This is a genomic window from Cupriavidus respiraculi (assembly GCF_914271545.1).
GTDB lineage: Bacteria > Pseudomonadota > Gammaproteobacteria > Burkholderiales > Burkholderiaceae > Cupriavidus > Cupriavidus respiraculi.
This window is the reverse complement of the sequence record NZ_CAJZAH010000002.1, coordinates 995,390-1,008,122: the sequence shown is the minus strand read 5'-3', so window position 1 is coordinate 1,008,122 and position 12,733 is coordinate 995,390. Positions and strand designations below refer to the sequence as shown.

Sequence of the window (12,733 nt, the reverse complement as noted above, 5' to 3'; positions counted from 1 at the left end):
CTTATGGACGAGAACACGGAATTCAAAACCTGGATGTGCCTGATCTGCGGATGGATCTATGACGAGGCACAGGGCGCGCCGGAAGATGGCATCGCGCCGGGCACGAAATGGGAAGACGTGCCCATCAACTGGACGTGTCCCGAGTGCGGCGCGCGCAAGGAAGATTTCGAGATGGTCGCCATCTGAGCCCGTGGCCGGGCGCAATGCCCGGCCGAAGCGGCCGCCCCGCAAACGGCCGCCCGTCGCGCCAATGCGACAGATGGAGCGCCCCATACGGAACATCCGCATTGACGGCCCCCCGGTGACTTGTCACACTCTTTTACAAAACTGATAACGCTTCAGGTTCTGGCAGGCAAAGACCTGCCGGCAAGGGCAGGTCCGCCCTCGCGACAGACCGGAGCGGGACAGGCGCGGCAATACGCGCCGTCCGATATGGCGCCGGCGGTTATCGGCGTGTTTTCTGGGAAGTGCTAGTCGGGGTCCGCGCCCCAGGCTCCTTCGGGCGCCGGGTGCGAGCGGATGTTCTCCAATGCATGCCGGCATGCCGTCAGGCCCAGCCGGTCGCGGGAACACTATGCGGGTCGCTCAAACAGAACACTATTTTCGGGTCACCCCGGTGGTCAATGCCGGGTCCACGGTGGCAAGGGGCGCCGATCCGGCGCCGCGCAAGGTGCTGGTCATCGACGATTCCAGCACCATTCGCCGCACCGCCGAGATCTTCCTGCTGCAGGCCGGCTGCCAGGTGCTGCTGGCCGAGGACGGCTTCGAGGCGCTGGCCAAGGTCGGCGACATGCGGCCGGACCTGATCTTCTGCGACATCCTGATGCCGCGGCTCGACGGCTACCAGACCTGTTCGCTGATCAAGAAGAGCCCGCGCTTTCACGCCATCCCCGTGATCATGCTGTCCTCCCGCGACGGCGTGTTCGACCGCTCGCGCGGCCGCCTGGTCGGCGCGCACGACCATCTCGCCAAACCGTTCACCCGCGACTCGCTGATGCGGGCGGTGGACGCCTGCCTGGGCACGCCGGCGCAGGCTGCCATGCCGGTGTAGTGCTGCTCGCCAGCGCGCCGCGCACCAGCCGGTTCACGACCACGATTCGACAGCGCCACCTCGATCCATCATGACCATCCACAAGATTCTCATCGTCGACGATTCGCCCACCGAGGCGCTTTTCATGTCGGACCTGCTCGGCAAGAGCGGCTTCAAGGTGTCGGTGGCCGGCAACAGCGACCAGGCCTTCGCCCGGCTTGAGGGCGAGCCCTTCGACCTGATCCTGATGGACGTGGTGATGCCCGGCCAGAACGGCTACCAGGCCACGCGCGCGATCAAGCGCGACGATCGCTTCAAGGACATCCCCGTGATCATGTGCACCAGCAAGGGCCTGGACACCGACCGCATCTGGGGCATGCGCCAGGGCGCCGCCGACTACATCGTCAAGCCGGTGAACGGCGACGAGCTGCTCACCAAGATCGCCGCGCTGTCGCACTGAGCGACGCGCCTACCGGATGCCTTCTCATCCCGCCACGGAGCCGCCCATGACCGCGCCGCGCCAGGACATTCGCGCCCGCCAGACCCGGCTGCAGGACTACCAGGCCATGCTCGCGCGCAAGCTGCGCGAGGCGCGCAGCCTGCCGGCCGCGGACAGCTACCTGGGCCTGCAGATCGGCCAGCGCCACTGGCTGCTGCCGCTGGCGGATACCGGCGAGGTGCTCGAGATGCGCCAGCCCAGCCGCGTGCCGCTGACCCAGGCGTGGTACGCGGGCCTGGTCAACGCGCGCGGCAATCTGCTCGGCGTGATCGACTTCGGGCTGTTCTGCGGCGAAGGCGCCACGCCGGTGCTGCCGGGCAGCAAGATCGTGGTGCTCTCGCGCCAGGTCGAGCGCGCCTGCGGCATCCTCGCCACCCGCGTGGTGGGCCTGCGCCATGCGGCCGATCTGGCCGAGCCGGTGCAGGACGGTGAAGGCGGGCCGCCGGGCCAGTACCGCGATACGGCGGGCTCCGGTCTCGAATGGGAAGGCCCGCGGCTCGCGGATCGCGATGGCCGGCACTGGCAGGTGCTCGACGTGCGCAGGCTGCTCGACGCGCCGCCGTTCCTGCAGGTAAGCCGGCACGGCGCGCCGCACGCGGCGTAGCGAGCGCCGCGACCATACGGCGGCCGCCCCGCAACGATCAAGACGACAACGACAACGGACAGAGGGTGCTATGGGTTTCAAAGGGTTGAGCCTGGGACGCCGCGCGCCGGCGGCCAGCGTCGCCGCCGACGTGGGGGGCGCGTTCGCCGCACCCGCCGGCGCGGCCGCCGATGCCGCGCCGAAGCGCGGACCGCGCGAGCCGCGCCGCGCGGCGGCCGACCGCGTCGGTGCCATGCTGTCCCGCCTGCCGTTCGCCACCCGGCAGCGCGCATTGACCGCCGGCGTGGTGCTGTCGCTGCTGACGCTGCTCGCGTCCGTCTATTTCGACAATCGCCAGGCCAACAACGCGGCCGCGCAGATCGAGATCGCGGGCGACATGCTGATGCATTCGCAGCGACTGGCCAAGGCGGTGCCCGTGGCCCTGCTGGGCAATCCGCAAGCCTTCGTCCAGCTGCGCCAGTCCAAGGAGCAGCTGGCCACCGACCTCCAGGCGCTGCGCGACGGCAGCGGCGACAGGCGCGTGCGGGCCACCACCGGAGAAGCCGCGCCCCTGCTGGACCAAGCCATGGGCTCGTGGCAGCGCACCGAGAAGAGCGCCGCCGACGTGCTGCTGCAACAGCCCACCCTGATCACCATCGGCAAGACGCTGCAGATCTTCAACGCCTCCAACCCCGAGCTGCTGGAGTCCGCCGAGCAGGTGGCCGCGATCAAGCTGCAATCCGGCGCCAACGCGCGCGAGGTGGCGGCCTCCGCGCAACTGGTGATGCTGACGCAGCGCCTGGGCAAGAACCTGAACGAGTTCCTGGCGGGCGAGGGCGTCAATCCGGAAACGGCATTCCTGCTGGGCAAGGACACCAACACCTTCCGCGAAACGCTGGATGGGCTGACCAACGGCAGCGAGGCGCTGCGCCTGTCGGCCACCACCGATGCGGAGACGCGCAGCTATCTGGAGCAGCTGTCCCGCCGCTTCGACGAAGTCCAGAAGACGACGCAGACGATCCTGCAGAACCTGCCCGGCCTGATCGCCGCCAAACGTGCGCAGCAGCAGATCTTCAACGACAACGAGGCGCTGCGCGGCGAACTGGCCGCGTTGCAGGGCGCGTATGCGCAGGCCGCGCGCTACCGGCCGGTGACGCTGGGCGCGACCATCGCCTCGGCGGTGTTCACGCTGCTGTTCCTGGCGGGCCTGGCCGCGCTGTACCTGCGCGACTCGCGGCTGCGCGCGCTGGAAGCCGAGGCGCGCGAGCGCGAGGCCGAAGCGCGCCGGCTGGAAGAACACCGCACCAACGAGACTACGCAGCAGGCCATTCTGCAGCTGATGAACGAGTTGCAGGACATCGCCGACGGCGACCTGACGCGGCAGGCCACCGTGACGGAGAACATCACCGGCGCGATCGCGGACTCGGTCAACTACACGGTGGAGGAACTGCGCGAACTGGTGGGCCGCGTGCAGCTGACCGCCGGCGAGGTGTCGCAGGCATCGGGGCAGGTGCAGGAGACCTCCACGCGGCTGGTGGCCGCGTCCGAGGAGCAGTCGCGCCAGATCCGCCAGACCGGCGAGTCGGTGGTCGAGATGGCGGACCGCATCACGCAGGTCTCGCGCGGCGCCGCCGAGTCGGCCAACGTGGCGCGCGCCTCGCTGGCCGCCGCCGAGCAGGGCCAGCACGCGGTGCAGAACGCCATCGTCGGCATGAACGATATCCGCGACCAGATCCAGGAGACCGCCAAGCGCATCAAGCGGCTGGGCGAGTCGTCGCAGGAAATCGGCGAGATCGTCGAGCTGATTTCCGACATCACCGAGCAGACCAACGTGCTGGCGCTTAACGCGGCCATCCAGGCCGCCTCGGCCGGCGAGGCGGGCCGCGGCTTCTCGGTGGTCGCCGAGGAAGTGCAGCGACTGGCCGAGCGCTCGGCGGAGGCGACCAAGCAGATCGGCGCGCTGATCCGCACCATCCAGACCGATACGCAGGACGCGGTGCATGCGATGGAGCGCAGCACGCAGGGCGTGGTGGAGGGCGCCGCGCTGTCGGACAACGCAGGCACGGCGCTCGTCGAGATCGGCCGCGTGTCGCGCCAGCTGGCCGAGCTGATCGAGCAGATCTCGCAGACCACCTCGCACGAGGCGGGCCTGGCCACGGCGCTGGCGCGCAACATCGAACGGATCCTGCAGGTCACCGAGCAGACGTCGTCCGGCACGCGGCAGACCGCGCTGTCGGTCCGGCAGCTGACGCTGCTGACCGAGGAACTGCGCAATTCCGTGTCGCGATTCAAGATCGCCTGAGCGTTAGCGTCGTCGCGCGGGGCGCCGGCGGCGGCTGCCCCGGAACGCCACGACTGCACTGGAAGCCGTCATGCCACTGAATCACCCGGCCCCGCCAGCGGCGGACAGCCCCTTCGAACCGGACCTTGCGGTCCTGCCGCAAGCCGGCCCGCATCCGCTGCACGGCACTGTGGCGCAGGCCGGCGACGGGGCGGCGTTGCGGCGCGACCTGTCGGTGCTGGCATGGCTGGCACCGAGCCTGCGCGCCGCGCTCGACGACGCGGCCGGAGAGCTGCGGCATTTCATTGAGGAAGTCCGGCAGGCGCCGGAGGCGCTGGGCGCGCGCGATACCACGTCGCTGCGGCTGGCCGGCCAGCATCTGCACCAGGCCGCGGGCGCCGTCCATATCGTCGGCCTGCGCGGCCTGGACCCCTACTGCCAGGCATTGCGCCGTCTGCTCGAGGCGCTCGATGGCGGCGCGGTGCCCGCGGACGAGGCGACCTTCGCGGTGTTCCAGCGCGGTGTGCTGGCGCTGGCCGAGTATGTGGACGACCTGATGGCCGGCGACGCCGAGGAGCCGCTGCGGCTGTTCCAGTCCTACGCCGACGTGCTCGGGCGCCTGGGCGAAGACCGCGTGCATCCGGCCGACCTGTGGGTGGACGAACTGCGCATGCTGCCCGGCGTGCTGGTGGGTACGCGCATGCAGGGTTCGGTCACGCGCGCGCGACAGCGCTTCGAGGCGGCGCTGCTGCAGGCGCTGCGGCTGCCGTCGCCGTGCGACGATGCCGCGTTGCTGCGCGAGGCGTTCCTGCCGCTGGAATCGGCGCTGGAAGACGTTCGCGCCAGCGAGCAGGACAAACGCGGCGAGGAGGGGCAGGGCGAGCGCGACCTGTGGCACGTGATGGCGCTGGCGTTCGCGGCGCTGGGCCACGGCCTGCTGCCCGCCGACCTGCTGGCCAAGCGCTTCGCCGCGCGCGCGCACCTGCAGCTGCGGCACTACCTGCAGGGGCAGATGCGCGTGCCGCAGGCCCTGCTCAACGACGCGGTGTTCCTGCTCGTGCGCACCGGGCTCGCGCGGCCGGCGGCGCTGCCCGAAACCGACGCCGTGCTGGCGCTGCGCTCCGATATCCGCCAATGCCTGCAGGCTTTCCGCATCGATGCGGACCATGCGGTCGTGCGCGCCGATCCGGCGCGGCGGTACCACGGCTGGCTGGACCCGATCGACACCCGCAACCTGCAGCAGGCAGCGGCCGCGCTGGACAAGGCCGCCAATGCCCGCAGCGGCGACGAACACGGCTGGCAGACCGCGCTGGCGGCGCTGGCCGAGGCGGCCCAGCCGCTGGCGCAACCCGACCTGCTCGAATGCCTGTATGCCGTGGCCGCGCTGCCGGCCGGCGCCGGCGAAGCGCGGCGCAATGGCGGCGGGGACCATGCCGCTGTGCCGGCCGGGGTCACCGCGTCCGGCGTCGCCCTGTTCCTGTCGCGGGCGCTCGCGTTGCCGTGGCGGGTGCACGGCCACACCGCCCATCCCGCGGCCCGGCAGTTCGCCGCGCGCTGCCGCGAGCTGTCGCAATGCCTGGCCGGCGGTGCGCATGGCAGGGCGCCAGCATGGCTCGCGCAACTGGTGGAGCAGGCGCAGGTGCACGCGCTGCGCGCCAGCGCGGTGGCGCAGCTGCGGGGCCTGCTCGATGGCGGCGAGTCGTGGCTGGATGCGTACGACCGCGAGGCGCCGCGCGCCGAGGCGGCCGATCATCTGCGCGATGCCTGCCAGGCCTTCGCGTCGCTGCACGACACGCTGCGGACCCTGCGCGAGCAGCGCGCGCTGCCCGCGGCGCTGCACGCCGAGGCGGCCGCAGTCGCGGCTGCGGTGCAGGGCGTGACGGCGCGGTTGGCCACGCTGCGGGAATCCGCCGTGGAGCGCGGTCCGCAACTGGCGGCCATCGCGGGCGAACTGGGCGCAGTGCATGCCTTCGTCGATGCGCTGGAGTTCGGGGCGAACGAGACCGCGCCGGAGCGCGGCCGCATCGTGGCCGTGGAGGGGGAGGCCGCCGCCGAGCCTCTGCTGAGCCCCGTCGCCGCAGCGGCCGCTCCCGCGGACGGGGACAGCCTGTTGTCCCGGGCGCGCGAAGCCGCGCGCGTGGCGCTGGAGCAGTCCCCCGCCGCGGACGCCGCCGGGGTGGCCGCGCTGCGGGCCGCGCTGCGCGCGCTGGCCGAGCAGGCGTCCATCGACGACGACATCGCGCTGCGCCGCCAGGCCGACGAAGCGGTGACGCAACTCAACGCCTGGCTCGCCGGCAGCAGCGGCGCCGCGGCGCGCCTGACCGCCGCGCTCGCCCCGAGCGGGCCGCTGCCGGCCGAGGCCACGATCGCACCCGCCATGACCGCGGCCATGCCCCCGGATGGGGACGCCGTCGACGCCGAACTGCTCGAGATCTTTCTCGGCGAGGCCGGGACGATGCTCGCCGGCGTCGGCGCCATCCTCGCCGCCGGCCCGGCCCGGCTGCGCGAGGAGGAGGCCGTGTACACCCTGCGGCGCGCCTTCCATACGCTGAAGGGGTCGAGCCGCATGGTGGGCCTGCAGCGCTATGGCGAGGCGGCGTGGGCGGTGGAGCAGGTGCTGAACCTGTGGATCGCCGAAGCGCGTGGCCCGGCCACCGCGCTGCAGGCGCTGCTCGAGCGCGCGCATCGCGAGCTGTCGGCGTGGGCCGTCGCGCTGCGCGGCGATCCCGGCAGCGTCCGCGACATCGGCGGCCTGCTGGCCGAAGCGCAGGCCGTGCGCGCGGGCGAGGCGCCGGTGGCCGACAACGCCGTGGGGGTTGGCGCCGATGCGCAACGCGGGCGGAACGAAGCCGAGGCGGATGTACCGGCCGACGAAAAGGCCGACGCACAGCCCGAGGCCAATGACGGCGCCCAGGAAGGCGCCGAGGACGACGCCGAGGACGCCACCGTCCTGCCGTTCCGGCTGGCCGCGGCACCCGGCACCGAGGACGAAGACGTCAAGCGTATCGGGCACCTGCGCATCGGCCTGCCGCTCTACAACGTCTATCTGCAGGAAGCGGACACGCTGGTGCGGCAGTTCGCCACCGATCTGTCCGAGTGGCGGCACGAAGGGCGTCCCTGCCCGAGCGAGCTGGCGCTGCGCGTGATCCACACGCTGCAGGGCAGCTCCGCCACCGTGGAACTGGAGCCGGTGCGCGAACTGGCCGAGGCGCTGGAGCGCCTGCTGGTGCAGTTGAGCACCCATCCCGTCGCCCTGCATCCCGCCGATTTCCGGCTGCTGGAACAGGCGCTGGAGCGCATGCGCGGCATGCTGCATCGGTTCGCGGCCGGCATCTGGCCGGAGGCCGACGCCGTGATGTGCCGCGAGCTCGCGGGCTTCGGGGAGCGCGCGCTGGTGCGCCCGCGCATCGCCATGCCCGCGGCGCCGGCCGCGACACCGGCGGAAGCGGGCGCGCCCGTCGCCATGCTGTTCGGACCCGTCGGGCCGGCTGCGCGGTCCGCCGACGTGATCGCACTGAAACCGTCCGCCGCGCAGGACGGTCCTGCGGCTCCGGACGTTCCGGACGCCGCGTCCTCATCGGCCGCCGCCGCGCCGCTGGACCAGGCGCTCGTCGACATCTTCCTCGAAGAGGCGCACGGCAGCCTGCCCGAGTTGGGCAAGCTGCTGCGCGCGTGGGAAGCCGACCCCGCGCAGGCCGGGCACGCCGGCCCGATGCTGCGGGCGCTGCATACGCTCAAGGGCGGCGCGCGCATGGCGGGCGCGATGGCGCTGGGCCAGGCCGCGCACGAAATGGAGAGCCTGCTGGAATCGTCGGTGCGCGGGCAGCGCATGGGGCAGCCCGTGTTCGCGCGGCTGTATGCCTGGTACGACCGGCTGCTGGCCCATGCGGAAGCGCTGCAGGCGGGCCGGCTGTTGCCGGTGGACGATGCCGATGCGGTCAACGGCCTGCGGCAGCCGCAAGGCGACGAGATGTCCGGCGGCGACGTGGACGCCGCCGAGCCGGCGGAATCCGCGGCGTCCGTGGAGACGGGGCCGGCCTCGGCCACTCGCCTTCCCGCCACCGTCCCTGCGCAAGCCGCCGCGGTAACGGCCATCGCCCCCGAACCCGCGGAGCGCCAGCGCGCGCTCGTGCGCGTGCAGGCCCGCACGCTCGATACGCTGATCACCGATGCCGGCGAAGTGGGCGCCTCGCGCGCCCGCGTGGAAAGCGAGCTGGAAGCGCTGCGCTCCTATCTGGGCGAACTCAACGCCAATGTGGCGCGGCTGCGCGGCCAGCTGCGCGAGATCGAGATCCAGGCCGAGACGCAGATGGCCTCGCGCATTGCCGACGTCGAGCACCGGCGCGATTTCGATCCGCTGGAGTTCGACCGCTTCACGCGCTTTCAGGAACTCACGCGCCTGATGGCGGAATCGGTCGGCGACGTGGCCACCGTCGAGCAGAACCTGCAACGCGGCTTCGATCGCGCCGCCGGCGACCTGGAGGCGCAGGCGCGTCTGACGCGCGGCCTGCAGCGCAGCCTGATGCAGGCACGCATGGTGCAGTTCGATGCGCTGGCCGAGCGGCTGTACCGCGTGGCGCGCCAGGCCGCCAACGAAACCGGCAAGGAAGTGCGGCTGCTGATCCGGGGCGGCACCGTGGAGATCGACCGCTCGGTGCTCGACCGCATGGCCGGTCCCATCGAGCATCTGATCCGCAATGCGGTCGTGCACGGCATCGAGCCGGCCGAGGTGCGCCGGCACGCAGGCAAGCCCGCCACCGGCGCGCTGACGCTGGAGGTGCAACAGGAAGGCAACGAAGTGGTGTTGCATTTCGTCGATGACGGCGGCGGACTGGACCTCGCGCGCATCCGCGAGCGCGCGGTGCAGCGCCGCCTGCTGGCGGCCGGCGAGGACGCCAGCGATGCGCGCCTGACCGAGCTGATCTTCTCGCCCGGCTTCAGCACCGCCGAGCAGGTGTCGGAACTGGCCGGACGCGGCGTCGGCATGGACGTGGTGCGTGCCGAGACCGTGGCCCTGGGCGGGCGCATCGCGCTGGCCAGCGAGCCGGGGCGGGGAACGCGCTTCACCATGCATCTGCCGCTGACGACCGCGATCACGCAGGTGCTGCTGGTGGCGCAGGGCGGCCGGCTGTTCGCGGTGCCCAGCGGCATGATCGAGCAGGTGCAGCAGCTGCGCTCGCCGGCGCTGCTGGACGCCTACAACAGCGGCCGCTTTCCCACCGCCGCGGGCGACGTGCCGTTCCATTACTTCGGCACGCTGATCGAGGAGGCCTCGGCCATCGCCGCCGGCCGCAAGTACTCGCCCATCGTCATCGTGCGCAGCGGCGCGGATCGCGTGGCGGTGCACGTGGACGAGATCGTGGGCAACCGCGAAGTGGTGGTCAAGCATATCGGCCCGCACCTGGCCCGGCTCGAAGGCATTGCCGGCGCCACCACGCTGGGCGACGGCGAGATCGTGCTGATCTACAACCCGGTGGTGCTGGCGCAGCGCCATGTGCGCGAGCGGGGCGAGGCCGCGCCACTGGCGTTGCCGTTCGCCTTGCAGGGCAACGGCGCGGTGGCCGAGTTCGGCGGCGCCACGGGCGGCGGCGCGGCGACGCCGGTGGACGGCTTGCAGACCCAGCCGACCGTGATGGTCGTGGACGACTCGCTGACCGTGCGCAAGGCCGCGCACCGGCTGCTGACCCGCGCCGGCTACCAGGTGGTGCTGGCCCGCGATGGCGTGGACGCGCTCAGGCAATTGCAGGAGACGATGCCCGACATCATGCTGGTCGATATCGAGATGCCGCACATGGACGGCTTCGACCTGACCCGCAACGTGCGCGCCGACGCCCGCACCGCGCACATGCCGCTCGTGATGATCACTTCGCGCACGGCCGACAAGCATCGCCGCTATGCCAGCGAGATCGGCGTCAACGTGTTCCTGGGCAAGCCCTACAACGAGGACGAGTTGCTGATGACGCTGCACCAGCTGATCGGCGAGCGTGCCGCCGGCACGGCCGGTTCGGTGGCGCAGATGCTGGAGGGCTCCCGCGAGTGAGCGCCGGCGGCGCGGGCGGGCAACGCCCGCCGCGCGCCGCGCCCAGGCTCAGCGCCGGTTCACGCTCGCGGCGGGCACCGACAGCGTCAGCGCGCCGCCCACCACCAGGCATACCGCCAGCAGGTACATGCCCGAGTTGGTGCTCTGCGTCAGGTCCTTGAGCCAGCCCACCGCATAGGGGCTGATAAAGCCGGCGAGGTTGCCCAGCGAGTTGATCATGGCGATGCCGGCCGCGGCGCCGGTGCCGGCGAGGAACGCCGTAGGCAGGCTCCAGAACAGCGGCAGCGTGGTCATGATGCCGATGGTCGCCAGCGTCAGTCCCACCATCGCCAGCACCGTGTTGCCGTGCCAGTGCACCGACAGCACCAGACCCAGCGCGCCGAGCACCGCCGGAATGGCGATATGCCAGCGGCGCTCGCCGGTGCGGTCCGCGCTGCGCGCCACCAGCACCATGCCGATCACGGCGGCGCCGTAGGGAATGGCGGTCAACAGGCCGATGTCCAGCGCGCCCTTGACGCCGGTCTGCTTGATGATGGTCGGCAGCCAGAAGCTCACGCCGTACAGCCCCATCACGAAGCTGAAGTAGATCGCGCTCATCAGCCACACGCGCGGGCTCGACATCACGCGGCGGATCGGGAGGTCTTCCTTGGTGACGGCCTCCGCGGCGATATTGCGCTCGAGCACGGCCTTTTCCTCGGCGGTGAGCCACTTCGCGTGCGCGATGCGGTCATCGAGGAAGCCCAGCACCCACAGGCCCACCAGCACCGACGGCAGCCCTTCCAGCAGGAACATCCACTGCCAGCCGGCCCAGCCGTTGTGGCCGTCGAAGTTCTGCATGATCCAGCCCGACAGCGGGCCGCCGATCACGCCGGACAGCGCCACCGCGGTCATGAACCACGTGGTGGTGCGCCCGCGCCGGTCCGCCGGATACCAGTAGGTCAGGTACAGGATGATGCCGGGAAAGAAGCCCGCCTCGGCCACGCCCAGCAGAAAGCGCAGCACGTAGAACATCGTCGGCGTGGTGACGAACATCATCGCCGCCGAAATCACGCCCCAGGTGATCATGATGCGGGCGATCCAGATGCGCGCGCCCACCTTGTGCAGGATCACGTTGCTCGGCACCTCGAACAGGAAGTAGCCGATGAAGAAGATGCCGGCGCCGAGCCCGTAGACTGTCTCGCTGAACTGCAGGTCGCTGAGCATTTGCAGCTTGGCGAAGCCCACGTTGACGCGGTCCAGGTAGGCCACCACGTAGCAAAGCAGCAGGAAGGGAATCAGGCGCCAGCTCACCTTGCGGTAGAGCGCGTCTTCGTAGCCGGCGGCGTTCGTGCCGGCGTTCACCACGGTGCTTGTCATGCTGTCTCCTTGGCAATTCTGTTTGTGGATGCTGCCATCGGGTGCCGCGGGATAAGCCATCGCGCGCGGCGAGGAAAGACGCGGGAAAGCGGAAAAGCGGAAAAGCGGAAAAGCGGGGAAGCGAAAAAACCGGAAAGGCGGCGCTCAGACGCAGCGGCCGCCATCGACCTCGATGCAGGCGCCGGTGATGAACGACGCCTCGTCCGATGCGAGGTAGAGGCAGGCGTTGGCGACGTCGGCAGGGGTCGACATGCGCCCCATCGGGATGGTGGCGAGAAAGCGTGCGCGGTTCTCCGGCGTGTCCGGCACGCCCATGAACTGCTCGAGCATGCCGGTCGCGCCGATGACCGGGTTGACGCAGTTCACGCGGATCTTGTCCGGGCCGAGTTCGGCGGCCATGGCCTTGCTCGCGGTGATCACCGCGCCCTTGCTGCCGTTGTACCAGACCAGGCCGGGGCGGGGGCGGATGCCGGCGGTCGAGGCGATGTTGACGAAGGCGCCGCCGCCGCGCTCGCGGAAATGCGGGATGAAGTGCCGCGCCGACCAGTAGATGCTCTTGACGTTGACCGCGTAGACGAGGTCGAACTCTTCCTCGGTGATCTCGAGGATGGGCTTGTTGCGGTGGGTGGTGCCGGCGTTGTTGACCACGATGTCGACATGCCCGTACCGCCGCAGCGCCTCGTCGCGCATCGCGGCCACGTCCGCGCCGAGCGAGACGTCGGCGCGGCACGCCGCCGCCTCGCCGCCCGCGCCGCGGATCGCGTCGGCCACACGCCGCGCCGCGTCCTCGCGCAGGTCGGCGATCAGTACGCGCGCGCCCTCGCGGGCGAAGGCGTGGGCGATGCCCTCGCCGAAGCCGGAACCGCCGCCCGTCACCACCGCCACCTTGTTCGCCAGTCTCATCGATGTCTCCGTTGTGTTGTTGGTTGTCGATGCGCGCCGCT

General features: G+C 71.1%; 8 protein-coding genes. 6 read left to right on the top strand and 2 right to left on the bottom strand.

Features of this window, described 5'->3' with window-relative positions; genetic code table 11:
• The first annotated feature begins 3 nt into the window (after window positions 1-3).
• The 6 genes from LDO27_RS12460 (at window position 4) to LDO27_RS12435 (ending at window position 10,433) form a co-directional block, all read left to right on the top strand.
• The gene (locus LDO27_RS12460; protein WP_222201677.1) at window positions 4-186 is read left to right on the top strand and encodes a rubredoxin; all 183 of its coding nucleotides are present in this window, start codon (window positions 4-6) and stop codon (window positions 184-186) included.
• Between the two features lie 388 nt (window positions 187-574).
• Complete coding sequence (locus tag LDO27_RS12455) at window positions 575-1,051, top strand: response regulator (RefSeq protein WP_224042068.1); 477 nt, start codon at window positions 575-577, stop codon at window positions 1,049-1,051.
• A 70-nt stretch (window positions 1,052-1,121) separates the two neighbouring features.
• A complete protein-coding gene (locus LDO27_RS12450) occupies window positions 1,122-1,490 on the top strand; it encodes a response regulator (RefSeq protein WP_222201676.1) in 369 nt (122 codons plus the stop codon).
• A gap of 46 nt (window positions 1,491-1,536) precedes the next feature.
• A complete protein-coding gene (locus LDO27_RS12445) occupies window positions 1,537-2,133 on the top strand; it encodes a chemotaxis protein CheW (RefSeq protein WP_224042066.1) in 597 nt (198 codons plus the stop codon).
• A gap of 70 nt (window positions 2,134-2,203) precedes the next feature.
• Complete coding sequence (locus tag LDO27_RS12440; protein ID WP_224042064.1) at window positions 2,204-4,414, top strand: methyl-accepting chemotaxis protein; 2,211 nt, start codon at window positions 2,204-2,206, stop codon at window positions 4,412-4,414.
• A gap of 70 nt (window positions 4,415-4,484) precedes the next feature.
• Complete coding sequence (locus LDO27_RS12435) at window positions 4,485-10,433, top strand: hybrid sensor histidine kinase/response regulator (RefSeq protein ID WP_224042061.1); 5,949 nt, start codon at window positions 4,485-4,487, stop codon at window positions 10,431-10,433.
• 48 nt (window positions 10,434-10,481) lie between these two features.
• On the opposite strand, the gene LDO27_RS12430 is transcribed toward LDO27_RS12435, so the two are convergent.
• Window positions 10,482-11,789 (bottom strand): MFS transporter, encoded by a 1,308-nt coding sequence (locus LDO27_RS12430; RefSeq protein ID WP_222201672.1) that lies wholly within the window; start codon window positions 11,787-11,789, stop codon window positions 10,482-10,484.
• A 144-nt stretch (window positions 11,790-11,933) separates the two neighbouring features.
• The gene (locus LDO27_RS12425) at window positions 11,934-12,692 is read right to left on the bottom strand and encodes an SDR family oxidoreductase (protein WP_222201671.1); all 759 of its coding nucleotides are present in this window, start codon (window positions 12,690-12,692) and stop codon (window positions 11,934-11,936) included.
• Window positions 12,693-12,733 lie beyond the last annotated feature (41 nt).

Excerpts from the sequence above, each read along its gene's own strand:
- LDO27_RS12455 (WP_224042068.1), top strand. The coding sequence starts at position 575 with ATGCGGGTCGCTCAAACAGAACACTATTTTCGGGTCACCCCGGTGGTC.
- LDO27_RS12450 (WP_222201676.1), top strand. The coding sequence starts at position 1,122 with ATGACCATCCACAAGATTCTCATCGTCGACGATTCGCCCACCGAGGCG.
- LDO27_RS12425 (WP_222201671.1), bottom strand. The coding sequence starts at position 12,692 with ATGAGACTGGCGAACAAGGTGGCGGTGGTGACGGGCGGCGGTTCCGGC.
- LDO27_RS12430 (WP_222201672.1), bottom strand. The coding sequence starts at position 11,789 with ATGACAAGCACCGTGGTGAACGCCGGCACGAACGCCGCCGGCTACGAA.
- LDO27_RS12440 (WP_224042064.1), top strand. The coding sequence starts at position 2,204 with ATGGGTTTCAAAGGGTTGAGCCTGGGACGCCGCGCGCCGGCGGCCAGC.
- LDO27_RS12435 (WP_224042061.1), top strand. The coding sequence starts at position 4,485 with ATGCCACTGAATCACCCGGCCCCGCCAGCGGCGGACAGCCCCTTCGAA.
- LDO27_RS12445 (WP_224042066.1), top strand. The coding sequence starts at position 1,537 with ATGACCGCGCCGCGCCAGGACATTCGCGCCCGCCAGACCCGGCTGCAG.
- LDO27_RS12460 (WP_222201677.1), top strand. The coding sequence starts at position 4 with ATGGACGAGAACACGGAATTCAAAACCTGGATGTGCCTGATCTGCGGA.